The organism is Streptomyces sp. NPDC048297, from assembly GCF_043201585.1.
Lineage (GTDB): Bacteria > Actinomycetota > Actinomycetes > Streptomycetales > Streptomycetaceae > Streptomyces.
The window spans coordinates 181171-205177 of record NZ_JBICZA010000015.1; the positions used below are offsets into that span (position 1 = coordinate 181171).

20 protein-coding genes and 1 pseudogene are annotated in these 24007 nt (G+C 71.3%); 9 read left to right on the forward strand and 12 right to left on the reverse strand.

Features of this window, described 5'->3' with window-relative positions; genetic code table 11:
• Positions 1 to 114 precede the first annotated feature (114 nt).
• Positions 115 to 279 (reverse strand): hypothetical protein, encoded by a 165-nt coding sequence (locus ACGFYV_RS18885; RefSeq protein ID WP_393879515.1) that lies wholly within the window; start codon positions 277 to 279, stop codon positions 115 to 117.
• Positions 280 to 319: 40 nt separating this feature from the next.
• Here ACGFYV_RS18885 and ACGFYV_RS18890 point away from each other — a divergent pair, with 40 nt between their 5' ends.
• The gene (locus ACGFYV_RS18890; RefSeq protein WP_393879516.1) at positions 320 to 493 is read left to right on the forward strand and encodes an FCD domain-containing protein; all 174 of its coding nucleotides are present in this window, start codon (positions 320 to 322) and stop codon (positions 491 to 493) included.
• Positions 494 to 661: 168 nt separating this feature from the next.
• Here the strand turns inward: ACGFYV_RS18890 and ACGFYV_RS18895 are convergent, their stop codons facing one another.
• From ACGFYV_RS18895 to ACGFYV_RS18925, 7 genes are read right to left on the reverse strand one after another with little or no spacing between them, the layout of a single operon-like run.
• Entirely contained in the window at positions 662 to 2317 is a 1656-nt protein-coding gene (locus tag ACGFYV_RS18895) for an ABC transporter substrate-binding protein (RefSeq protein WP_393879517.1), read from the reverse strand.
• The gene (locus ACGFYV_RS18900) at positions 2245 to 3138 is read right to left on the reverse strand and encodes an ABC transporter ATP-binding protein (protein ID WP_393879518.1); all 894 of its coding nucleotides are present in this window, start codon (positions 3136 to 3138) and stop codon (positions 2245 to 2247) included. Before ACGFYV_RS18900 ends, ACGFYV_RS18895 begins: the two co-directional genes overlap by 73 nt.
• Positions 3135 to 4247, reverse strand: a complete 1113-nt coding sequence (locus ACGFYV_RS18905) for an ABC transporter ATP-binding protein (protein WP_393879519.1) — start codon at positions 4245 to 4247, stop codon at positions 3135 to 3137. The genes ACGFYV_RS18900 and ACGFYV_RS18905 overlap by 4 nt, the downstream gene beginning before the upstream one ends.
• Complete coding sequence (locus ACGFYV_RS18910) at positions 4244 to 5119, reverse strand: ABC transporter permease (RefSeq protein ID WP_393879520.1); 876 nt, start codon at positions 5117 to 5119, stop codon at positions 4244 to 4246. Before ACGFYV_RS18910 ends, ACGFYV_RS18905 begins: the two co-directional genes overlap by 4 nt.
• On the reverse strand, positions 5116 to 6135 hold the full coding sequence (locus ACGFYV_RS18915; protein ID WP_393879521.1) for an ABC transporter permease: 1020 nt from the start codon (positions 6133 to 6135) through the stop codon (positions 5116 to 5118). The genes ACGFYV_RS18910 and ACGFYV_RS18915 overlap by 4 nt, the downstream gene beginning before the upstream one ends.
• Positions 6132 to 7868, reverse strand: a complete 1737-nt coding sequence (locus ACGFYV_RS18920) for an amidohydrolase (protein WP_393879522.1) — start codon at positions 7866 to 7868, stop codon at positions 6132 to 6134. The genes ACGFYV_RS18915 and ACGFYV_RS18920 overlap by 4 nt, the downstream gene beginning before the upstream one ends.
• A gap of 8 nt (positions 7869 to 7876) precedes the next feature.
• Entirely contained in the window at positions 7877 to 8947 is a 1071-nt protein-coding gene (locus ACGFYV_RS18925; protein ID WP_393879523.1) for a C45 family autoproteolytic acyltransferase/hydolase, read from the reverse strand.
• Positions 8948 to 9080: 133 nt separating this feature from the next.
• On the opposite strand from ACGFYV_RS18925, the gene ACGFYV_RS18930 reads away from it, so the two are divergent.
• The 3 genes from ACGFYV_RS18930 (at position 9081) to ACGFYV_RS18940 (ending at position 15248) form a co-directional block, all read left to right on the forward strand.
• A complete protein-coding gene (locus ACGFYV_RS18930) occupies positions 9081 to 10109 on the forward strand; it encodes a LacI family DNA-binding transcriptional regulator (protein WP_393879524.1) in 1029 nt (342 codons plus the stop codon).
• Between the two features lie 316 nt (positions 10110 to 10425).
• Positions 10426 to 13761: a PQQ-binding-like beta-propeller repeat protein gene (locus ACGFYV_RS18935; protein ID WP_393879525.1), complete on the forward strand. Its 3336-nt coding sequence runs from the start codon at positions 10426 to 10428 to the stop codon at positions 13759 to 13761.
• A gap of 74 nt (positions 13762 to 13835) precedes the next feature.
• Positions 13836 to 15248: a hypothetical protein gene (locus ACGFYV_RS18940; RefSeq protein ID WP_393879526.1), complete on the forward strand. Its 1413-nt coding sequence runs from the start codon at positions 13836 to 13838 to the stop codon at positions 15246 to 15248.
• Positions 15249 to 15284: 36 nt separating this feature from the next.
• Here the strand turns inward: ACGFYV_RS18940 and ACGFYV_RS18945 are convergent, their stop codons facing one another.
• The 3 genes from ACGFYV_RS18945 to ACGFYV_RS18955 all read right to left on the reverse strand — a co-directional run bounded on the left by ACGFYV_RS18945 (position 15285) and on the right by ACGFYV_RS18955 (position 19072).
• Positions 15285 to 16277: an RNA repair domain-containing protein gene (locus ACGFYV_RS18945; protein ID WP_393879527.1), complete on the reverse strand. Its 993-nt coding sequence runs from the start codon at positions 16275 to 16277 to the stop codon at positions 15285 to 15287.
• Positions 16278 to 16391: 114 nt separating this feature from the next.
• Positions 16392 to 17678 carry an Ig-like domain-containing protein gene (locus ACGFYV_RS18950; protein WP_393879528.1) on the reverse strand — a complete coding sequence of 429 codons (1287 nt, stop codon included), beginning with the start codon at positions 17676 to 17678 and terminating at the stop codon, positions 16392 to 16394.
• A 191-nt stretch (positions 17679 to 17869) separates the two neighbouring features.
• Positions 17870 to 19072: a cytochrome P450 gene (locus ACGFYV_RS18955; protein WP_393879529.1), complete on the reverse strand. Its 1203-nt coding sequence runs from the start codon at positions 19070 to 19072 to the stop codon at positions 17870 to 17872.
• A gap of 126 nt (positions 19073 to 19198) precedes the next feature.
• On the opposite strand from ACGFYV_RS18955, the gene ACGFYV_RS18960 reads away from it, so the two are divergent.
• A complete protein-coding gene (locus ACGFYV_RS18960; RefSeq protein ID WP_393879530.1) occupies positions 19199 to 19660 on the forward strand; it encodes a hypothetical protein in 462 nt (153 codons plus the stop codon).
• A gap of 14 nt (positions 19661 to 19674) precedes the next feature.
• On the opposite strand, the gene ACGFYV_RS18965 is transcribed toward ACGFYV_RS18960, so the two are convergent.
• Entirely contained in the window at positions 19675 to 20226 is a 552-nt protein-coding gene (locus ACGFYV_RS18965; RefSeq protein ID WP_393879531.1) for an aminotransferase class I/II-fold pyridoxal phosphate-dependent enzyme, read from the reverse strand.
• A 498-nt stretch (positions 20227 to 20724) separates the two neighbouring features.
• Here ACGFYV_RS18965 and ACGFYV_RS18970 point away from each other — a divergent pair, with 498 nt between their 5' ends.
• The 4 genes and pseudogenes from ACGFYV_RS18970 to ACGFYV_RS18985 all read left to right on the forward strand — a co-directional run.
• On the forward strand, positions 20725 to 21501 hold the full coding sequence (locus ACGFYV_RS18970; protein WP_393879532.1) for an MFS transporter: 777 nt from the start codon (positions 20725 to 20727) through the stop codon (positions 21499 to 21501).
• Between the two features lie 457 nt (positions 21502 to 21958).
• On the forward strand, positions 21959 to 22897 hold the full coding sequence (locus tag ACGFYV_RS18975) for an ABC transporter substrate-binding protein (protein WP_393879533.1): 939 nt from the start codon (positions 21959 to 21961) through the stop codon (positions 22895 to 22897).
• A 42-nt stretch (positions 22898 to 22939) separates the two neighbouring features.
• Positions 22940 to 23896, forward strand: coding sequence for an amino acid ABC transporter permease (locus ACGFYV_RS18980; protein ID WP_393879534.1), 957 nt, complete (start codon positions 22940 to 22942; stop codon positions 23894 to 23896).
• Between the two features lie 29 nt (positions 23897 to 23925).
• Positions 23926 to 24007: pseudogene (locus ACGFYV_RS18985) on the forward strand (ectoine/hydroxyectoine ABC transporter ATP-binding protein EhuA); the annotation flags it as partial.

Genomic DNA, 24007 nt, shown 5'->3' on the forward strand with positions numbered 1-24007 from the left:
AAATGTGCAGAAACCGTGCTGGCGGCCTTCCCGGCAGGGAGTTGAGGTGGTAGGAGGCGTGGTGATCACGCATGCCTGCGGCGGAGCGGGGTGGGACGAGGCGGGGCGGAGCGGTCAAGCGGTGGTGCGGCCGCTGAACTTCAGCAGTGCCGGGACCCGCAGCGCCACGAGCCCGAGTACGGCGACGAGGAGGAGGCCGGCGCCGAAGACCGTACGGGCGACGCCGATCTGTTCCGCGATCAGCCCGAGGGCGAGAGTGGCGACTGGTACACCGGCCACAGCAGCGTGTTGGCCGCCAGCGTGACGAGGAGTACCGCCCGTGGGGCGGGTCGACTGGCTGCGCCGCAAGATCGAGGACTTCGACCTCATCCAGGCCGAGCACGAGGTGCTGGCCGAGGCCATCGCCAGTGGCGACCCGGACCGGGCCGCCGCCGCCGCGCGCGACCACGTACGGGCCTCCCGGGAGCGCACCCTCAAGTGGCTCTTCGGCTGAGCGGCCCCTTCGACGCGGCCTGGCGCCTCTTCGACCCAGCCGAGCGCCTCTTCCATGCGGCCTGGCGCCTCTTCGACCCGGCCGAGCGTCCTTCGACCGCGCACGGGGGATCGGCGACGGGGGTCCCGACCGTACGGCCGGGACCCCCGCTGTCGGACGTGCCGCGTGCTACTTGCCGGTTCCGGTGAGGTGAGCCGCCCACGGGTAGTAGACGTAGTCGAACGCCGCCGGCGCCCCGGTGATCCTGCTTCCGAGCCACACGTCGTTCGTCAGCTCGATGCCGGGGAACATCGGGTTCATCTCGTCGTGCAGCTTCTTCTCCATCTGCACGACCAGCTTGGAGCGGGCGCCCTCGTCCTTCGTGCCGACCGCCTTGGCGTAGAGCCCGTCGATGCCGGTGTAGCCGGACTGGTTGAAGGTGCCGCCGGTCACCGCGGTGAGGCCCAGCCAGTCGAGCGGGTTCGGGATGTTCGGCCAGAACTGGGTGTACAGCAGGTCGGTGCCGCCACGCGTCGCCGGGTCGTACAGGTAGTTCGAGTAGCCGGTCGCGGGAACGACGTCGAGCTTGAAGTTCAGGCCGATCTTGTCGGCCGCGTCCTTGATCCCGACGCCCAGCTGCTGCGTCTCCGCCTGCTGCGGAACCACGAGGCTGATCTGCTTCGACTTCACGTCGGCCGGGACACCGGCGAGCAGCTTCTTCGCCTCCTCGATCTTCGCGGTGCCGTCCGTCCTGACCGAGTCGGCGTACGAGGTCAGGTCGTCCTTCGCGAAGCCGTACACCGCCGGCACGGTCTGCAGCGAGGCAGGCTTGCCCTCACCGCCGTACACATGCGTGCCGATGCCCTTCCAGTCGATGGCCATCTGGAGTGCCTTGCGCACGTCGGCGTTGCCCATCGCGCTCTTGCGGTTCGCGACCACGAGCGTGACGGCCAGCGGCGCGGGACCCGAGTAGAGCTTGCCCGCCGACGACGCCCTCAGCTGCGTCAGCCCGGCCATCGGCGGGCCGTACGTGCCGTCGATCTGGCCCGAGAGCAGGCCGGAGGTGATCGCGGAGTCGTCGGTCAGGAAGGTGAAGTCGATGTTCTTCACCTTCAGCGGCAGCGCCTTGTTCCAGTAGCCGTCGTAACGGCTCACCTTGATCGACTGACCCTGCGTCCACTTGCCGAACTTGTACGGGCCGGTGCACATGACACCGACGTCCGGCGTGCCGGCCTTCTTGCCGTGCTCCTCGTAGAACTTCTTCTGGACGACGACACCGGCGTAACTCGCCAACTCGTCGTTGAAGAGGTAGTCGGGCTTCTTGAGCTTGACCGTCACTTCGCCGGCGCCCGTCTTCGTGACGGAGGCGACGTTGGAGTAGAGGTAGCCGTAGAAGCTCGACTTGTCCGTCAGGTTGTGCCGCATGCTCCACACGACGTCGTCGGCTGTCATCGGCGAGCCGTCCCAGAAGGTGACGTCGCCGCGCAGCTTGTAGACCCAGGTCATCGGGTCGGGATTCGCGTACGACGTCGCCAGGTTGGGCTTGATCCGGTAGTCGGGCGTCTGGGCGAGCAGGGTCTCGCACATGTTCGAGTTGATCATGTTCGGCGTGTAGTCGGCCGACTGGAACGGGTCGATGGTCTGGGGCTCGCCCTGGAAGACGTTCCAGGTGATCGAGTCGACCGAGCCGGAGCCCTTGGGCGTGTAGGTCGTCAGGGTGTCGGAGGACCCGGTCGCCGACTCGGTGCCGGACGTGCCCTGGGAGCAGGCGGTCAACACGAGGGTGGCCGCGGCGGCGACGGCGGCGAGGGACGTCGCCCGTCTGCGGGGGCGGGATGCGTGCATGGCGGAACTTCCGTTCGGTGTCGGGCGGTGAGGGTTTCGGGGTCCCACCCGCTGCGGGGGACGCTGTCGCGCAGCAGGCGGGTGTAGGGGTTCTGAGGGTTGTCGAGCACGTCGGCGGTGGGCCCTTGCTCGACGACGGCGCCGTGACGCATGACGATCGTGTCGTCGGTCACCTGGCGGATGACGGCGAGATCGTGGCTGATGAACAGGTAGCTCACGCCGCGCTCGCGCCGGATGTCCGAGAGGAGGTTGAGGATCTGGGCCTGGATCGAGACGTCCAGGGCGGACACGGCCTCGTCGAGGATGAGGACGTCCGGATCGGCGGCGAGCGCGCGGGCGATGGCGACGCGCTGGCGCTGCCCTCCGGACAGCGACCTCGGCAGTGCCGCGAGCTGCCGGTCGTCGAGTCCGACCAGCTCCGCGAGTTCGCTCACCCGCTTCCTCGTCCCGTCGCGGCCGAGCCGGGAGTGGACGCCGACGACCTCCGCGAGGCAGTCGCCGATGCGCTGACGGCGGTCGAGCGAGGTGTACGGGTCCTGGAAGACGATCTGGACGTCCCGGCCCCGCTCACGGCGACTGCGCGCGGAACGCGCCGGGTGTGTGCGGTCCTCGCCCCGGAACAGGATGCGGCCACCGGAAGGACGCTCCAGGCCGATGATCATCCGCGCGGTCGTCGTCTTCCCGGAGCCGGACTCACCGACGATGCCGAGCGCTCCGCCCGGGGCCAGGGAGAAGCTCACGTCGGCGACCGCGGTCGCCTCGGCCCGGCCACGGCCGAACGTCTTGGTCAAGTGCTCGACCACAAGCAGCGGTTCGGTCATCGCTGGACCTCCTCGTTGGAAACATCCGAAGCGTCCCAAGCGTCCGAAGCGTCTGAAGCATCCGAAGCATCTGAAGCGCCCGAAACATCCGAAGCGTCCGAAGCGCTCGAAGTGGAGCCGGCGCCCTGCTGCGGGACCAGCCGGCCGCGCAGGCCGGGCATCCGCGCACACCGCGTGTGGGACGGACCGACCTGCAGAAGAGGCGGCACCCCTGCCCGGCACTCCTCCTGCGCGAAGTGACAGCGCGGCGCGAACGCACAGCCGTCCGGCGCCTCGTAGGCGGTGGTCGGATGACCGGCGATCGCGGGCAGCCGGTCGACGCGCCGGTCGATCTCGGGCCGGGCCCGCACCAGTGCGGCGGTGTAGGGGTGGAGAGGGTCCTCATGCAACCGCACCGACGACTGGCGCTCCATGACCTGGCCGGCGTACAGCACGATCGTCTCGTCGCAGACGGCACCGGCGAGTTCGAGGTCGTGCGTGATGAACAGCATCGCCATGCCGTACTCGCGCTGCATGCGACCGAGAATCGCCATCACCTCGGCCTGGGTGGTGACATCGAGCGCGGTCGTCGGCTCGTCGGCGAGGATGAGCCGGGGCCGCGCGGCGACCGCGGCGGCGATCATCACCCGTTGCAGCAGGCCGCCGGAGAGCTCGTGCGGGAACTGCCGCAGCCGGCGCTCCGGGTCCCCGATGCCGACCTCGGCGAGCAGTTCCCGCGCGCGCCTGCGGGCAGCGGGCTTCGGCATCCGGTCGTTGGTGCGCATCGCCTCGGTGAGGAAGTCGCCGACCGTGCGCACCGGGTTCGTGCAGGCCCGTGCGTCCTGGAAGATCATCGCGACGTCCTTCGCCCGGTACGAGCGCAGGGCGTCGGCCCGCAGGTCGAACACCTCGGCGCCGTCGAAGCGGACACCGCCCCGGACGTCGGCGCCGTCGGGGAGCAGACGGGCGATGGTGCGCACCGTCATCGACTTGCCCGAACCGGACTCGCCGACCAGACCGAGCGTGCTGCCACGGTCGAGGGAGAACGAGACGTCGCGCAGCACGGTGCGCAACTCGCCCGCGACGGGCAGCCGGACCGTCAGTCCGTCGACGTCGAGAAGTGCGGTCACGAACGTGCCTCCCAGCGTTCCGTGAGCCGGTCGCCGAGGATGTTCACGGCACCGACGGTGATGACGATGAGCGCGCCGGCGCACAGCGCCTCCTGCGGGTGCTGCTGCAGCACACCGGCCATACCGGTGCCGACCATCGCGCCCCAGTCCGACGTCGGCGGCTGCACCCCGAGACCGATGAACGAGAGCCCGGCGAGGTCCATCAGGGCGAACCCGAAGGCGAGCGTGGCGTTGGCGACGATCAGTCCGCCCACGTTGGGCAGGATGTGCCGCAACGCGATCCGCAGGCCGTGCACGCCCTGCACCCGCAGTGCCGCGACGTAGGGCAGCGAGCGCTCGCGCAGCGCCGCGCTCCGCACGATCCGCGCGATGTAGGGGACGTAGGCGATGGACAGCGCCGCGACGGCCGCGTTCAGGCCGGAACCGAACAGGGCGGTCGCCAGGATCGCCAGCAGCAGACCGGGGAAGGCGAACACGGCGTCGACGACGCGCACCACCATCTGGTCGAACCAGCCGCCGAACCACACGGCCGCGAGCGCGAGGACCGACCCGAGGACCGTCGAGATCGCCACGACGAGGAACGGTCCGATCAGCGCGGTCCGGGAGCCGTGGACGAGACGCGAGAGCAGGTCCCGCCCGCTCGCGTCGGTTCCCAGCAGGTGCGCGCCGCTCGAACTCTGGTACGCGCCCGAGAGGTTGACGGCGTTCGGGTCGTGCGGTGAAAGGAGGGGCGCGAGGACGGCGAAGCAGGCGACGAGTCCGAGGACGGCGAGTGCCGTCCAGCCGGACACACCGATGGCTCCCGTACCGCGCGCCGACTGCCGGCCGGCCTTGCGCGCTCCGATGCGTCGCACCGCTGCTGTCGTGCTCATGAGTCCTTCTTCCCGACCGACACGCGCGGGTCGAGCAGTGTGTAGGCGATGTCGATGAGGGTGTTCAGCACGATGAAGGCGGCCACGTACATCAGGCAGATCGCCTGGACGACGGGAAAGTCCTTCTGCTGCACCGACGTCACGAGGAACTGGCCGAGCCCGCCGAGCTGGAAGACCTGCTCCACGACGACGCTTCCCGCGATCAGGCCCGCGATCGTGAGACCCGCGACGGTGAGCACCGGCATCGCGGCGTTGCGCATCACATGCCTGCGCACGACGGCCCCGCGAGGCAGTCCCCGGCTGATCGCCGTCTGCACGTGGTCGGCCGACAACTCCTGCCGGATCGCGGCCTGGGCGAGCCGCGCGACGAACGCGACGGACGCGAGCGCGAGCGCGATCGACGGAAGCACCATGTGGTAGACCTCGTCGAGGCCCGCGCCGCCGGCGCCGAACACCGGGAACCACTCCAGGTCCACGGCGAACACCAGGATCAGCACGACCGCCCCGACGAAGGTCGGCACCGCCATGAGGGCCGTCGCGCCCGCCATGACGGACCGGGACAGCCAGCCCGGCCGCAGGCCCGCGAGCGTGCCGAGGGCCAGCCCGAGCACCAGGACGATCGCCGCGGCCATGAGGACGAGGAGCGTGGTCGCGAAGGCGCGGCTCCCGACCAGCGACGCCACCGGCTGGTGGTAGATGATCGACGTTCCGAAGTCGCCGCGCACCACGCCGCCCAGCCACCTCAGGTACTGCTGCCAGACCGGGTCGTCGAGGTGGTACTCGGCCTTGATCGAGGCGACGGCCTCGGGGCTCACGGTGCGACCGTGCGTGAGATAGGTGAGCGGGCTTCCCGGCGCGGCGTAGAGCGCCCCGAAGACCACCAGGCTCGCGATGAACAAGGTCACCACCAGCCCCACGACGCGCGTGGCGACGAACCGCAGCATCGCCCCGGCGGGCCGCCGCCTCGCCTTCGCCCGCGCCGGTCGCGCGGGTGCCGTCAGGGTCGTGTCGCTCATCGGGCCACCTCCGGCTGCGCGTGATGGACCGCGCGGCCACCCACGACCGTCCGCAGCACGCGCGTGTCGAGCAGCTCGTCGAGCGGCCGGGCGAAGATGTCCCGGTCGAGGACGACGAAGTCGGCGTACAGCCCCTCGGCGAGACGGCCGTGCAGGTGCTCGGAGCGGCTCGCCCAGGCGGCGTCGCGGGTGGCGTGCACGATCGCGTCCGCCAGCGGCAGGGCGTAGTGCGCGATGTTGGCGGGCAGCGACGGATCCAGCGCCGAACGCCGGGTCGCCGCGACGAACATGTTGGGCAGCGGTGCGTGCGGCGAGGTGGGGGAGTCGGTGCCGAGCACGAGCGTGGCCCCGGCCCCGGTCATCTCCGGCCACGGGAAGCCGCGGTCGGCCCGCTCGTCGCCGAGCATGCGGCGCCAGTTCTCCTGGATGGCGGGATCGGCGTGCACGGGTTGCATGCTCGCCGTGATGCCGAGGGCCGCCAGCCGGTCGATGTCCGCGGGGTCGGCCACCTCGAGATGTTCGATGCGGTGGCGGCGCTCCTTGGGGCCGTTGACGGCGACGGCGTGCTCGACGGCGCCGATCGCGACCCGGATCGCCTCGTCACCGATGGCGTGCATGGCGACCTGCAGGCCGGCCGCGTCCGCTGCGGCCACCACGGGCGCGAGTTCGGCGAGACTCCAGATCGGGTCGGCGTTCGAGCCGTTCACATAGGGCTTGCCGAGGGAGGCGGTGCACCCGTCGACGGTTCCGTCGACCATGACCTTGATGCCGGTCACGCGCAGGAACGGCGTCGCCTCGCGGACGGCGAGTTCGGCGGCGCGCTCGACCTGGGCGAGGTTCCCCGCCTCGTCGCCGGTGGGCTGGACGCGCCAGAACGCGGCGATGCGCGTGGTCAGGGCGCCCGCCGCGTCGGCACGGCGCATCGCCTCGTAGTCGCCCTCGACCAGAGCCATCTCGGTCGAACCGACGATCCCGGACTCGGCGTACGCCGCGAGGACGACCGCCAGGGCCTCGTCACGGTCGGAGTCGGTGGCGAAACGGTCGAGCACCGGCCACACGAGGTGGTGCATCGCGGTCTCGTCGACCAGGCCGGTGGCCGCGCCCCGCGCGTCCCGGTGAACCGTTCCTCCCGGCGGTGACGCCGTGGTGTCGTCGATGCCGGCTTCGGCGAGGGCGGCCGAGTTCAGCCAGATCGAGTGGAAGTCGTAGGCCTGCGCGTAGACGGGCCGGTCGGCGACGACGGCGTCGAGCATGCCCCGATCCGGCACACCGCCCGGGATGTCACCGTGCTTCCAGCCGGTCGCCAGCACACGGGGCGCCTCGGGGTTCTTCTCCGCCCAGGTCCGGATGCGCCGCTGGATCTCCTCCACCGTGTTCGCGCCCCACAGATCGACCTGGACGGCCGCCTCGCCGGTGCCGACCACGTGCGCGTGACCGTCGACGAATCCGGGGAGGACGGTCGCGCCGCCCAGGTCGTGGACCACGGCGTCCTCGCCGGCCACACGCGTCGCGGTGGCGTCGTCGCCGACGTAGGCGAGCTTGTCGTCCACGACCACGAGCGACTCGGCACGGGGGCGTCGGTCGGCGGTGAAGATCCGGGCGTTGCGGTAGAGATGAGCGGGCATGGGCGTGTCCTTGTCCATCGGGTTCATCGCGTCCATCGCGTCCATCGAGTCCGTCGGGTCCGTCGGGTCGATCGGGTCCATCGCGCTTGTCGCGCTAGTCGCGTCCATCGGGTGTCTCAGAAGCGGTCGAGGCCCTCACGGGCCGCGGTGCCGGGGTTGCCCGCCCGGTGATCGAGGGCGAAGCCGGGGAGGTCGAGCGATGCCGTGAGCAACGTGCTCCACTGCTCGTGGCCCGGCTGGGAGGCGTCGGCGTGGACGCACACCACCGCGGCGCGGCCGTCGCCGCCGCAGAAGGCGGCCGCGCGCTCCGTCGCCGAGCGGCCGGTCATGCCGCCGCGCACGGCCCGCGCGTGCTCGTACCGCTCGACCGACACCGATTCCGGAAGGCTGGCGTCACCGCCCGCGAGGCCGGGATCGAGAAAGTGGTTCGTGTGGACGACCCAGCCGTCGGCATCGGGCCGTACCACGGCCCAACCGGAGGGCGACATCTCGATGGACGCCGCCGCCGCGTGACCGTCCCGGTACGTGACGACGGTCAGCACCGTGGACGCGCTGACGGTCGCGGAGGCGACGATGTCGCGGGCCTGCGCCAACGTGGTCGCCTCCTCGAGGACGCGACGCGCGACGGCGTGGACGGGAACGCCGCCGGAGGCGTTGTCGGAGCGGTGGTGCAGGATGTTGAAGTGCAGGCCGAGTCCGGCGTCGTTCACCCCGATCTTCGCCGCCGTGCCGAACTCGGTGAAGAGCTTCACCCGGCGCCCCGCCCCGGTCACGAGCGACAGCAGCAGACCGTCCGGCGTGAGCGAGTCGTGCCAGTCCCAGGTCTGGATCGTCTCGGGCGGGCCGCCGGCGGGCGGTACGTGCACGGCGGTCGTGCACTCGCCCTTGCCGGGCGCGGCGGCGAGCACCTCGGTCCGTGCGGCGACCGCCGCCACCTGCCACGGCTCGATCCCCGCCGCCCCGGCGATCCCGTCGGACTCCTCGGCCAGCCCCGGGTACCAGTCGCGCAGGGCGTCATGGCTGCGGGCGACGATCTCGCGGACGGTGGTCTCCGGGATGCCCAGAACCGTGAAATGGGCCAGGTAGCGGGCGCTGACGTCACGCACCTGGTCCGCGTGTCGCGTCCCGATCTCGTGTCCACGGGCGCGGGGGTCGGTGGTGGTCGTGCGCAGTGTGTGCAGCTTCATGGTGGTGCTGTGCGACCTTTGCTTGTGAGGCCCGTCACGGTGATGGGCGGGCGACACGCTAGGTAGGTAAAACGTTTAATACAACGGTGTCTCCCGTATTGGTTTCTGTTGCTTCCGGCCCGAGGAGGTCGCCGTGGCCCGATCGAAGGGCGTCACCATCCGCGATGTCGCCCAGCGCGCGGGTGTCTCCGTCGCCGCTGTCTCGATGGCGCTCAACGGCACCGGGACGCTGAGCGCGGCCACGCGACTGCGCGTCCGGGCCGTCGCCGAGGAGATGGAGTACCAGGCCGACGCCCTCGCGCGCGGTCTGCGGCGTTCGTCGGTCGGGGCGATCGGGCTCGTCATGCGCTCGCTGGACGCGGCGGGCGAGTACGCGCCGCGTGGCGTCGACGTGTTCACGCGCTACATCGGCGCCGCCTCGGCGCAGGCGATGGACCGCGGGCTCAGCATGATGCTCGTGCCCGACCTGACCAGGCGGCCGACACCCCCGCTGGCGCTGTCGCTCGACGGCTACATCGTGATGATGCCGCACGTGGACGATCCCGTGATCGCCCTCCTCGAACGGCGCGGGATCCCGTACGTGACGCTGGGGCGCGATCCCGGCCGTCCCGACTTCAGCGACTGGGCCACCGAGGACGAGGTCTCCACCTTCCTGCACGTCTACGAGCACTTCGCCGCGTCCGGCGCCCGGTCGGTCGTGCTGCTGCGCGGAACCGACCCCAACGCGTGGAACATCGACAGCGAGGCGACGTACCGCGCATGGTGCGAGAGCGCCGGGATCACGCCGCGCGTCTACATGTCGGCCGAGCGCGCCGGCGAGCACGGCGGTGAGAACGCCGCCCACGCCATCGTGGACGACGGGATCCCCGACGCGATCCTGTGCCACACGGGCCGTCAGGCGGCCGGAGTCCTCGCGGGCCTGACGGCTCGCGGCGTCTGTGTGCCCGACCGGACGATGCTGGCCGCGGCCTCCGACTCCGAGCACACCCGGCACAGCCGACCTGCCATCTCCTCGGTCGAACTCCAGCCCGCGGAAACGACGTTGGCCCTGCTCGACCTCCTCCAGGCGCGCATCGCGGGCGAGCCGAGCGCGGGACCGATCCTGACGACGGCCCGCTTCCGGATCCGCGCGTCCTCACGACGCACGGACGCGGGCGCCTGACGGTTTCGGGCGCCTGACGGTTCCGGGCATTCGACGGTCCCGGGCGCCTGACGGTCGCGGGCGCTTGCTCGGCGCTCGACCGACCCCGCGTGACATCCGACCCGTCGGCCGGGGACGGATCCGCCGGTCGGGGAGCCCGCGCGGCCCGCGCGTGAACTCCCGCGGGCCGCTCGATGACGATCGCTCGGTCCTGATCGGTAACTTGTCTGATCAAGCTAGCGTCCGTGCTATGAGATTCCTTCGAAGAGCGGCAGGTCTATGCCTTGCGCTGCTCTCCTTCATCCTGTGTTTCTGTGCACAGCCTGCCGCGGCGCATGTGTCGCCGCAGCACGCCGAACTCGTCATCGCCACCGAGGACGACGTCACCAGCGGGCGGCTGATCGTCCACCGTGACGTGGTGTCTCCGCAGAAGGCGGGTGCCTGGGCGTCGCACCTGCTGAGCGCGGGCTGCCCCGCCACCGGCTCCGGAGTCGCCGGGGACGCCGGCGGCGCCCCCGGCGGTGTGGTCATCGAACTCGCGTGGGGCTGCCACGTCGACCGGCTCGACCTGAGCGCGATGCTGCGGCAGGGCCAACTGACCCGGGTCGTCGCCGAGTTCGACGGCACCACGGTCGACGCCGACGCGCGCACCCCCGTCGTCGACGCGGCAGGCGCCCACGCGCTTCCCGCCTTCCCCTGGGCAACGGTGGCCCTCGGCGTCGTCCTGGCCGCCGCGCTGCTCCTCGCGGTGTGGCGGATCCGCACCGGGCGGCTCCGTCTCGCCCGGCTGGTCGCCAGGGCGCGCGCCGGCCGCGGACGGATCAGGCTGGCCGCCGCGGGCGCGGTGACGTTGTCCTTCCTCGCTCCCGAGATGGCCGTGGCGGCACCGCTCGCCGCGGAGGAGGCGGCGAGCGCGAACACGGTCACCGTCAGCGGCACGGTCTTCGCGGACACCGACGGCGACGGCAGGCGCGATACCGGCGAGCCCCCGATGACCGGCGTCGACGTCACCGACGGCGCCGTCTGGACGACGACCGGCCCCGACGGTTCGTACACCCTGCGGATCGACCCGACCCGCCGGGAGACCGACCTCGTCAGCATCGTCTCCCCGAACGGCTACACCCCCGTGCTGCGCGACGACTACGTCCCGCGGTTCTTCCACAAGGTCCCCGAGGACGGCGGCTCCGGCATCGACTTCGCCCTCGTCAAGGACAGGAACGCCGCCGACCCCACCGAGAAGTGGGTGATGGACTCCGACATCGAGGTGTCCAACACCTCGGACGGCGCGGCGCGTTCGTCCCTGCCTCAGTGGACCGGCCAGGTCGAGGCCATGTCCCAGGTCGACCGTGCCACGATGGCCATCAGCACCGGTGACAACACGGTGACCGACTACGCGCAGGAGCCGCGCCGCCAGGCCGGCTACGACATCCTGCGCAAGGGCCTGACCGACGGCGGACTCGGCATGCCGTTCTACCCGGTCGTCGGCAACCACGACGTCGGCGGCACCGCGACCTCCCAGGGCTACGGCGGCAGCCTGGAGTACTACCGCCGCAACCTCGGCCCCGAGTGGTACAGCTTCGACCGCAACGGCCGTCACATCGTCGTCCTCGAGGACAACTACGACGCGAGCGGCCTGAAGCCGCAACTGGAGTGGCTGCGCCAGGACCTTCGGCGCCACGCGGTAGGCAAGCAGGTGCTCGTCTTCGCACACCGCTCCCTGTTCACCGTATGGGGCCCCGGCGCCGGCATGCAGCCGACCGTCGACGAACTGTCCGCGTACGACGTGCGGTTGTTCGCCGCGGGCCACAACCAGCAGGCCGAGTACCGCCGTGGCGCCTTCGACCGCTCGGTCGAGATCAACAACCAGGGCACCTACGGCATCGACGGCTCCCACCCGGACTTCAAGATCCTCGACTTCACGGGCATCCACGACGACCCGAGGACGAAGCGGAACGAGGACACCGGCCACGTCATGGGCACGCACCGCCAGTTCGACGTCCGCGACGCGGTCGCGCTGGTCAGCCCGGCCCAGGGCAGTGTGCACGGCAACAGCGCCGGAATCCCGATCGAGCTGTACACCGAGGACGCCGGACGCACCCCGGCCACGGCATCACTGACCATCCGCGACTCCCGCGGTCATGTCCGCTGGCACGAGGACCGCATGAAGTTCGGCACCAGGGTCCGCAGGACCGGTGTCGAGAACTGCTACACGCCCCCGGCCGGCACCCCCGAGCCCTGCCCGGCAGCCCGGACCTCCTGGACCCGGGTCAGCGACACCCTCCCCGGCATGCGGCCGGACACCTACACGGCCGAGATGACCGCGGTCGACACGCGGGGCAAGACATGGCCGACCGTCACCAACACCTTCACGGTGGTGCCCGAAGGCAGGATCACCGCGCCGAGGACCGGCCAGGACTGGCTGCGTCAGGGCCGTGACGAGACGGGTCGCTCCGACAGCCGCGACGACCCGGGCACCCGGCTCGACCTGCGGTGGGCGGCCAACACCGGCGAGCAGTTCAACCTCAACGGCTCGGTCGTCGTGGACGGAAAGGTGATCGTCTCCTCCAGGGCGTTCGACTCACCGAACCACATGATGCTGGCCTACGACATCACGTCCGGCCGCGAGATCTGGCGCACCTACCTGGACGGCGACGCCGAGTCGGCACCGGCCTACCACGACGGCAAGGTCTACCTGACCACCGCCGTCGGCCGGATCTACGCCCTGGACGCCGCGGACGGCCATGTCGTCTGGCAGAAGATCGAGGACGAGGAGCAGCACGCGGGCACCGTGCGCCGGTACGGCCGGGCCGGTGGTCCGGTGACCGTCTTCACACTGAACGGCGAGCCACGCACCGTGGCCGTCTACCAGAACTGGGGCAGGATCGAGTGCCGTGACGCCGGCACCGGCGACCTGCTGGGCGGCTTCGGGGCCGCGGCGAGCTGGGGACAGTTCCACAGCACGGCTGTCCGCCGGCCCGGCTCCGACACCGCCTACCTGCACACCGGTTCCAGCAACACGGTGGTCGCCATGGACCTCGCCGACTGCCGTCAGCTGTGGGTCAAGGACACCCAAGGCGACATCGCCAGCCACTCCTCCCCGGCCCTGACCGACTCGGCCACGGGCACCCCGCAGCTGGTGACGATGACGAACAGCGGCGTCCGCGGGCACGACCTGGGCACCGGTGCGGAGCTGTGGAAGTCCCCGCTGGGCGGCGGCTGGGAGGCTCCGGGGGCCTGCGAGGCCGGCCCCGCCCCGCTGACCAGCCCCGCGATCTGGGGCAGCACCGCCTACGTCGCCGGCCGGGACGGCGTCGTGCGCGCCTACGACACCGGCGCGGCCGACCCGTCCGAGCCGGTCTGGGAGACCGAGGTCGGCTACCAGCCCGGCCGAAGCCCGCTGGACAACAAGTGGAACGTCGCCAGGGGATGCACCGAGGGCCCCGGATCGCCCACGGCGCACGCCCTGGTCACCAAGGACCGGGTGTACGCGGGCACCCGCGACGGCCGCCTGGTCGTCCTGGACCGCGCCTCCGGCAAGCTGCTGACCGAGTACGACCTCGGCGCCGGCGTGGCCTCGGCACTCTCCGTCAGCGGTGACTACGTGTTCGCCCTCACCGACGACGGCACGCTCCACGCACTGGCCGCCCGCCACCTGCGCGGCAACGACCACTGATCAACCGCCCGCGAGTCGCCTCCCCCGCCAGGGGAGGCGACTCGCGGCGCTCCCCTCCCGACGGGACCACCACTGTGCACACCCTCCGCGCCCTCCGCACCGTCCACACCTTCCGCGCCGTCCACACCTTCCGTATCACCCGCAGCCGCGCCGCCCGTCTCCTCCTGAGCGGGCTGACCGGCCTGGCCGCCGTACTCGCGCTGCTCAGCGCCTCCGGCCCGGCCGCGGCGCACCCCTTCGGCACCCCACCGGTCGCCCGGGTCACCGCCGAAGACCGCACCGTCGAGATCACCTGGTCCGCCCAGCGCGACGACCTGGAGGTCCTGCACCGGGCGGCCGGGGGAGCCGACGGCGCCTACCTGGGCTCGCACATCACCGTGCGCCAGCACGGGCGTGAGTGCCGGCCGGGCACCGTGGACGTCCGGCACCTCGCGAGCAAGGGGGCCCGGATCCACTACACCTGCCCCGAAGCCGTGGACACGATCGCCCTGACCATCACCGCGCTGAGCGACGTCAACCGGGCCTACCGCACGATCTCCGTGACCGAGAAGGGCGGCGGCGGCCTGCACACGGCGAGCGACCCCACCCTCGCCCTCACTCTCTCCGTTGGCGGGGCCGGCGGCTCCGCCGCCACCACATCCACGGGGGCGTCGTCGCCTCTGTGGACCACCGACCTCGCGGCACTGCTGGACCACGGAGCCGTACTGCCACTGGCCCTCCTCGTCGCCGCGGCGGTGGGCGCCTTCCACGCCTGCGCCCCCGGCCACGGCAAGTCGCTCGCGGCCGGGTACCTGGTGGGCGGCCGGGGCAGAGCACGGGACGCGGTGTGGCTCGGCGCCGTCGTCGCCGTCATGCACACGGCCTCGGTCGCCGTACTCGCCGTGGGCTGGTGGCTCGCCGCCCGGCACGCACCGGACGTCGCAGCGGTCACCGACTGGCTGCAGCTGATCGCGGCCCTGGTCGTGGTCGCCGTGGGCATCGGCCTGCTCAGGCGCCACCTGATCAACCGCGAGCACGGCCACGGCCATGGCAACCACGGGCACGACCACGACCATGGGCATGGCCACGATCACGACCACGACCACGACCATGGGCATGGCCACGGTCACGGTCACCGCCACGCACACAGCCACCACATCCCGACGTCCACCTCCCTGCTCACCTGGCGGGGCATCCTCCTGCTCGGCACATCCGGCGGTCTGCTGCCCTCCCCGTCGGCGTTCCTCGTCCTTCTCAGCGGACTGCTGACCGGCCGGGTCGGTGCGGCGGTCGCGATGGTCGTGGCGTTCGGCGCCGGCATGGCACTGACCCTGACCGGTGTGGGCCTCGCGGTCCTGCGCGGCCGTGACGCGTTCCTCGCCCGGGCGGCGAACTCGCCCGCGCTGCGTACCTGGAGCACTCTCCTCCCGGTCGTCGCCGCCTGGGCCGTCGTCATCGGCGGCACCGCGGCATCGGCCGTCGCGGCCGGCCGCGTCCTCGCATCGTGATCGTCATCACGACGTGCGGTGACCGCACAGTCCGGCTCACCGGTCGGTGATCTCGTGGAGCCATGCCATGTCCTGCGGGCCCGGAGCCTCGGGGCCCGGGGCGGGCAGCCAGCGGATCGTGCCCGTGCGCAGGGCGATCGTGGCCCGTGGCCGCATCGGGCCGTGGCCCCGGCGGGAGAGCAGGACGAGTTCCCAGACGGTCGCCGTCATGGCGTCGAGCCGGGTGGCGCAGTCGGCGCCGACCCGCCGCGGATCCCGGGTCCGGCCGAGGGACAGATGGGGGGTAAAGCTCTCGACGGGTCCGCGACAGCGCGGGAACCGCTGCCGCAGCCCGCGGTGCAGGTCCGTCCACGGTGCTTCGCCGGCCGCCGCCGGGTCGAGCCACACGGTGGAATACGCCCTGTGCCGGAAGGTGCGCACTCCGTCGAGGCGGGCGGTGAAGACCGGCGCCTCGGCCGTCGCCGCGGCGAGCAGCGGGGCGGCCCGCGCGAAGTCGGCCTCCGGCACGAAGCCGAAGAGCACGTTGACGTGCGGCGGCCAGCGGTGGATCTGCGGATCGTAGTCCCGGCGGATGTCCTGGACCGGCGGCCACAGCTCCGCGGGCGGGATCCAGGCCACCGCCGTGAGCGCCGTCGGGGACACGTCGAGGACGCCGGCGGGGTGGCCTCCGCCGGAGCCCGGGTCCGGGTCCGGGTCTAGGTCCAGGTCCGGGTCCAGGTCCGGGTCCCGGCGCTGGTCAGGTGGCGGGTCCGGTGGCGGATCCGGTGGCGGGTCCGGTCGTGGGTCCCGCACCCGGCCGGCGCCCGACGCGTCGACGCGGTCCACACCCGTGGCGCGGTCCCAGACCACCTCGCCGTCCGCCTCGATGAAGACCACCCGGTGCCACGGGATGTCGCCCCCCGGCACGAAGGAGGACAGCGGGACGCGCGTGCAGGCATCCCCGCGCCGGCTGATCCCCAGCACGAACCGGGCCGGGTCGAACCGAGGGTCCCAGCGGACCCGGTGATAGATCTCGTCGCTGGTCCGCATCACGCCTCCTCCCCTCCAGGGTGCCGCCCGCCCGGTGATGTGGTCACCCGGGGGCGTGAGGGGTTCGGGTTCGGATGCGGCCAGTGCCGGGCAGTGCCGGCCAGTGCCGTGGCGTCAGCCGGTCGCGCTGCCGGAGACCCACTGGGACCACGGCATGTTCCAGTCGCTGAAGCCGTTGCCCGGGGCCAGCGTGGTCTTGTCGTCGGAGTTCTTGACGATCACGACGTCGCCGATCATCGAGTGGTCGAAGAACCACGCGGCGGGCTTCGTGGCGTCGCCGCCGCCCCTGACGTCCTTGAGGCCCACGCAGCCGTGGCTGGTGTTGACCTTGCCGAAGACCGAGTCGGCACCCCAGTAGTTGCCGTGGATGAACGTGCCCGAGTCGGTCAGGCGCATGGCGTGCGGTACGGCCTTGATGTCGTACGAGGGCTTGCCGTCCTTCTCCGTGAGGCCGACGGTCGCCGCGTTCATGTGGATCTGGCTGTACTTCTCGGAGATGACCATCTGGCCGTTGTACGTCGGGTGCTCGGGGCTGCCGGACGAGATCGGGATGGTCTTGATCGTCCTGCCGTCGCGTACGACGGTCATCGTCTTCGTCTTGGCGTCGACGGTGCTGACCTGGCTCCGGCCGATCTTGAACGTGACCGTCTTCTGGACGCCCTGGTGGGTGAGCGTGACGGTGACGGTGGAGCCGGGCTGCCAGTAGTTCTCGGGGCGGAAGTCCAGGCGGTTGTCGTTGAACCAGTGACCGACGACCTGCTGCCCGCTGCTGGAACTGACCTGGATCTGCGACTGGACGGCGGCCTTGTCGCTGATCGCCCGGCCGAAGGTGACCGACACGGGCATGCCCACGCCGACGGTCGAGCCGTTCGCGGGGGAGAGGTGCCCGATGAAGTCGTTGGCCGGGGAGACCGTGGTGATCGTGGCGTTCCCGGTGACGGAGCGGCCCTTGGCGTCGTCGGCCTCCGCGGCGATCTGATACCTGGTGGCAGGCTTCAGGCGGCTGTCGGCCTTCCAGGACGTGCCGTCCGCGGACAGGGTGCCCCGCACCTCGGCGCCGGTCGCGACGGCGGTCATCACCACCTTGGTGAGCTGTCCGTCGCTGACGGTGACCCCGACGGGGTCGTTGACGCCGACGTTGTAGGCGCCCTGACCTGGCGTGATCTTTATTCGGGCGTCGGAGACGTCCTGATTTCCCGGCGTCTTCGTCGGCGTCGGTGTCGGCGTCTTCGTCGGTGTCTGCGCCGGTGTCTGCGACTGCGACTGCGACTGCGACTGTGTCTGCGTCTGCGTCTGCGGTTTCGGCTGATTCCCGGTGTCGTTGCCCCCGGTGGCAGCGCTGCTGGTGCCACCGAGGGCCGTGAGTGCGAGTACGCCGCCGAGTGCGCCGGCCGTAGCCATCAGCCCAGTGCGTCGCTTACGTACCGTAATCAAACGTTGCTCCCGTGCCACTGATTGTCGGATTCCTGAAGCTGGTCACTGAACGAGTGCAACCAGCAAAGAATCCCATTTATGCACTCTTCTGGCCCGAAGAGGACACATTGTGGCGAATTCCACGCTTCGCGGGAAGTCGGGACTTGCTTCGCGGGAGGTCAGGACTTCCAGCGCACCGGCAGCTGGTGCGGGCCGCGCATGAGCATGCCGTTGCGCCAGGTCAGGGCGGCCGGATGGGCGTCCAGGGCGAGGTCGGGGCAGCGCTCCAGCAGGGCCCGGATCGCGATCCGGGCCTCCAGGCGGGCGAGCGGTGCGCCGAGGCAGTAGTGGATGCCGTGGCCGAAGGCGACATGCCCGCCGGCGGGCCGCCGGATGTCGAAGCGGCCGGGGTCGGCGAAGCGCGCCTGGTCGTGGTTCGCGTCCGCCAGGGACACCAGGACCAGCTCTCCTCCGCCGGGGACGACCGTGGAGCCGATCTCGACCGGCTCGGTGGTGAACCTGAAGGTCGCCGCCTCCACCGGCCCCTCGTAGCGGAGCATCTCCTCGACCGCGCCGTCCATGAGCGTCATGTCGTCGCGCAGGGCGGCGAGCTGGTCGGGATGGGTCAGCAGGGCCAGCACACCGCTGGAGATCAGGTTGACCGTGGTCTCGTGTCCCGCGACCAGCAACAGCCAGGCGGTGCCGAGCAGTTCGTCCGCGGACAGCCGGTCGCCGTCCTCGTCGGTGGTCCGGATCAGGGCGCTCATCAGGTCGTCGCTCGGGTCGCGGCGCTTGCTCTCCAGCAACTCGACCAGATACTTGGACACTTCGCCCGTCGCCGCCTGCCGCGCCTTCGGGTCCGGGTCGGTGAGGGTCGTGCTGGTCCAGGTGCGGAACGCGTCCCGGTCCAGGGTCGGGACGCCGAGCAGCTCGCAGATCACCGCGATGGGCAGCGGGAACGACAGCGCCTCGACCAAGTCGGCGCGTCCGTCGGGAAGTTCCGTCATCGCGTCGAGCAGCTCGTCGGTGATCTGCTGCACGCGTGGGGCGAGCTGCTCGATCCGGCGCGGGGTGAACTCGCGGACGACCAGCTTGCGCAGCCGCTCATGGTCCGGCGGGTCGGAGTTGAGCATGTGCGGGCCCGCGGACGGCGCGGAGATCCCCAAGGTGGGCGAGGCGTTGCGCCACTGCTTGGACAGCCGGGGATCGACGAGCGCCGCCCGCCCGGCCTCGTACCCGACGACGAGCCAGGCCTCCGCACCCTCCGGTATCCGCACCTTGTGCACGGGGCCGCGCTCGCGCAGCGCCGCGTACACCGGATACGGATCTCGGACGAAGTCCTCGCCCATTGCCGCCAGATCGATCACTTCGGTTGCCGCCATCATGTGTCTCCGTCTCCCGATTCGTGCAGACGCTAGCAGCGGGGGACGCTCAGGCGAAGGCAAGTCCATCCGGCCGCACCCATCCGGACACGACCTGCCCCGACCGGCACATATAGAGTCGGCCGTATGCGACGGGGGGCGCAGCCGCGCTGGGCGCGGTGGGTGGCGGTGGTGTACGTCGTCGGGTTTGCCGAAGGGGCCGCTTCCCACGCCTGCTTCGTGGCCGTCGGCGGCGTCCACGCCTACCGGCACTGGCCGATGGTGAGTCAACTCCTGTTCCATGCCCTGCTGGTGCTCGACGCGCTGGCCGCGGTGTGGACCGTACGCGTCCGCCCGGCAGGTCCGGTGCTGGGGGCGGCCGTCATGGTGGCCGATCTGACGGCCAACTGGTGGGGAAACCGGGTGGGCTTGGCGCGCCACCCGCTCGACTACCTCCTCCAGCCCATCGGGCTGCTGCCGTTCACGCTCTTCGGGCTCTTCGTCCTCGCCACCGCGGCCCCGCTGCACCGCTCGTTCCGCCGCGCGGGCCGACCCGGTTCCAGGACGTCACCGCCAGGCGAGCAGTTCGAGGACGTCACCCCGCGGTGAGCGGTTCCAGGACCTCACCGCCCGGTGAGCAGCCGGCCGACGGCCGCGATGCCCTCGCCGACGGCCCGCTCGCCGACGTTGCCGAAGCCGAGGACGAGTTGCGCCGGGCTGGCGGCGCCTGAGGCCCGGTGGGCGCTCATGCCGTAGAGGCCGACGGACCGTTCACGGGCGGCGGTGACGACGTCCTGCTCCACCGCGCCCGCGGGCAGGTGGGCGACCGCGTGGAACCCGGCGGCGAGACCGGTGACCCGCAGGCCGGGCGCGTGTGCGGCGAGCGCGGAGAGCAGCGCGGTACGGCGGGCCGCGTAGGTGGTCCGCATCCGGCGCAGATGGCGGTCGAAGCGTCCGGACTCGATCAGCACGGCCAGGGCGAGCTGGTCGAGTGCGGGCGTGCCGCGGTCGCCGCGGTGCTTCTGCTCGGCGACCCGGCCGGCCAGTCGGGGCGGGCAGGCCATCCAGCCGATGCGCAGGGCGGGGGCGAGGGACTCGCTGACGGTGCCGATCGAGACGACCCGGTCGGCGGCCAGCAGCAGCTCGGGCGGGAAACTGGACCACTCCACAGGCATGGAACCGGAGCTTATCGCCGGTCCGGTCGCGCCCTTAGCGTCCAGCCGTGACCGAACCTCTCGACTCCGTTCCCTCTGTCTCCACTGTCCGACAGCCCCTGCTGACACGGCCGTTGCTGCTGCGCTTCGTGTCCGTCCTGGGCGCCTCGACGAGCTTCTACCTGCTCCTGTCCGTCGTACCGGGCTACGCCTCGGCCGGCCACCGGGGCGGGGGCGGCGGGGCGGCCGGACTGGCCACCGGCGCCCTGATGCTGGCCACGGTGGCGGGCGAGCTGGCCACGCCGTTGCTGATACGCCGCTACGGCTACCGGGTGGTGCTGGCCGTCGGCCTGGGCCTGATGGGCGCCCCCGCGCCGGCGCTGCTGCTCTCCCGGGAGCCGGCGCGGATCGTCGCGGTCTGCCTGCTGCGCGGCCTCGGTTTCGCGTGCACCGTGGTCGCGGGAGGCGGACTGACCGCTTCCCTGATCCCGGCCGAGCGGCGCAGCGAGGGGCCTGGCCGTGGCCGGCCTCGTCGGCGGGGTGCCCTCACTGGTGGCACTGCCGCTCGGGGTGTGGCAGGCCGCGCACGCGGGCTACGGGGTCGTCTTCACCGCCGGAGCGGTGGCCGCGCTCGCCGCGATCCCCACCGTGCCGGGCCTGCCCGACCGGATCCGTGCCTCCGGGCGGCCCGTCGGCATCACCGAGGCGCTGCGCACAGCCGAACTGCTGCGTCCCGCAACGGTGTTCGCGGTCTCGGCCGTCGCCGCCGGGATCGTCGTCACCTTCCTTCCCCTCGCCGTCCCCGCCTCGGCCACCGGCCTGGTCGCGGCGGCGCTGTTCGTCCAGCCCGCCGCGGCCACGGCGGCGCGCTGGTTCGCCGGGCGGCACGGGGACCGCCACGGCTCCGCCGGGCTGGTCCTGCCCGGCCTGCTGCTGTCGGCCGCCGGCACGGCGCTCATGGCGCTGACCGGCAGCCCGGTGGCGGTGGTGGCCGCCGTCGCCCTGTTCGGGACCGGCTTCGGCGTCGTCCAGAACTCCATGCTGTCGCTCATGTACGCGCGGGTGCCGGCGGCCGGCTACGGCACGGTCAGCGCGCTGTGGAACTTCGCCCACGACGCCGGCATGAGCGTCGGCGCCGTCGGCTTCGGCACGCTCGCCGCCGCGACCGGCTACCCCTGGGCCTTCGCCCTGACCGCCGCCATGCTCGGCGCCCTCGCCCCGGCCCTCACCGACCGCGGCGCCGCGCCGCGCACCGCCGAGGACGGGTCCACAGGGCGCCCCGGCCCGGTGACGTGACCAGGCCGCGCTGGACGTGCCCGAAGGGGATCTCGGGGCTGCGGGCGGACCAAGGCAGCGGCGAACTCCACCCCGGTGATCTTGCGGTCCGCCCGGACCGGGCCGTGGCCCGGACCCGTCCCCGTGCGCTTTCCGCGCCGTTCAAGATCGACTGTTGAATGGTATTCATAGCTGGGGTCTATGCATGAAGCCATTCGATGGCTAGCCTGACCGTGCTCTCCTCACCCCTGCGAGAGCGCTCGACGGTCGCGCCCGGCGCGGCCTGCTTTCCCCCAGGTCCCGGGGTGTCGTCTGCCGTCGGGACCCGAAGAACCATCGTCACCACGGTGGGGCCTGCGCCGCGACGGCCTCGCGTCGGCTTAAGGAGCCGCGGCGTCAACCGCCGTGCCGATCGCGCAGCACCGTCTCTCTCGAATGGCGTGCCCTGCCGAGCCCCATCCCGCAGGAGGAACCACACATGACCGCACACTCCACCCGTCGCCTGGCCGCCGTCGGTGCCGTCGCGGTAGCAGGCGCACTGCTGCTGACCGCGTGCGGCGACCAGACCAAGGGTGGGAACAGCGGAGGCGGGCAGGCCAAGGGATCCGAGGCGCCGCTCTTCGACAAGCTGCCCCAGTCGGTCCGTGACCAGGGTGAGATCAAGGTCGGCTCGGACATCGCGTACGCGCCGGTCGAGTTCAAGGACTCCTCCGGCAACGCCACCGGCATCGACCCCGAGCTGGCCGCCGCCATGGGCAAGCAGCTCGGCGTGAAGCTCACGTTCGAGAACGGCACCTTCGACGCGCTGCTCACCGGTCTGCGCTCGGGCCGCTACGACATCGCGATGTCGGCGATGACGGACAACAAGAACCGTCAGGACGGTGTCGACCCCGACACCGGCAAGAAGGTCGGCGAGGGCGTCGACTTCGTCGACTACTTGAGCGCCGGCGTCTCGATCTACACGCGCAAGGGCGACACCGGGGGCATCGCGTCCTGGTCGGACCTGTGCGGCAAGAAGATCGCCGTCGAGCGCGGCACGGTCTCCAACGACCTGGCCAAGGCCGAGGCCAAGAAGTGCCCGAAGGGCAAGAAGCTCGGCATCGAGCCGTTCGACGACGACCAGCAGTCGCAGACCCGGCTGCGTTCGGGCGGTGTGGACGCCGCGTCCTCCGACTTCCCGGTGGCCGCCTACGCGGTGAAGACGTCGGGTGGTGGCAAGGACTTCGAGCTGGTCGGCCAGCAGGTCGAGGCGGCGCCGTACGGCATCGCCGTCGCCAAGGGCCAGACCCAGCTGCGGGACGCCCTGCAGGCCGCGATGAACGCGATCATCAAGAACGGTGAGTACGCGAAGATCCTCCAGAAGTGGGGCGCCCAGGACGGCGCCGTCAAGCAGGCCTCCCTCAATGGCGGCAAGTGACCCACCAGTTCGTCCAGCACCAGCCCTCGAAAGGCAACCCCCGTGTCCGTTGACACCGAAAAGACGGGTGGCGCTCCCGTGCACGCGTCACCGCCCACCGCCGGGCCGCAGACCGTCGAGGCGATCAAGGCCATCCCGGTGCGTCACTACGGTCGCTACGTCGCCGCCGTGATCGCCCTCGCCATCCTGGGCGCGATCGTCAACGCCTTCGCCCAGGGCAGGATCAACTGGGGTGCGATCCCGGACTACTTCTTCGACAAGCGCATCATCAAGGGCGTCGGCCAGACCCTCCTGCTGACCGTGCTGTCCATGGTGATCGGTGTGGGCGGCGGCATCCTGCTCGCCGTGATGCGTCTGTCGAGGAACCCGGTGACCTCCTCGATCGCCTGGTTCTACATCTGGTTCTTCCGCGGCACTCCGGTCCTGGTCCAGCTGTTCGTCTGGTTCAACCTGGGCCTGGTCTTCGAGTACATCAACCTGATGCCGTTCTACAAGGACCATTGGTCCAACTTCATGACGCCGTTCCTCACGGCGCTGTTGGGCCTGGGCCTGAACGAGGCGGCGTACATGGCGGAGATCTGCCGCGCCGGCCTGCTCTCCGTGGACGAGGGCCAGACCGAGGCGGCCCACGCGCTGGGCATCAGCCACGGCAAGACCCTGCGCCGCATCATCATCCCGCAGGCGATGCGCGTGATCGTGCCCCCCACGGGCAACGAGGTCATCAACATGCTCAAGACGACCTCCCTCGTCTCCGCCGTGCAGTACTACGAACTGCTGCGCTACGCCCAGGACATCGGCCAGAACTCCGGTTCCCCGGTGGAGATGCTCTTCCTCGCCGCCACTTGGTACCTGATCACGACGTCGATCCTGAGCGTGGGGCAGTACTACGTCGAGCGCTACTACGCCCGCGGCTCCAGCCGCACCCTCCCACCCACCCCGTGGCAGAAGGTCAAGGCGAACCTCCTGCCCCTGTCCAGCCGCAAGGGGGTCACGGCATGACCGAGAAGACCGTCATCACCGGTACGCCGATGGTCCGGGCCGAGGGCGTCCACAAGTCGTTCGGTCATGTCGAGGTCCTCAAGGGCATCGACCTGGAGGTGAAGCCGGGCG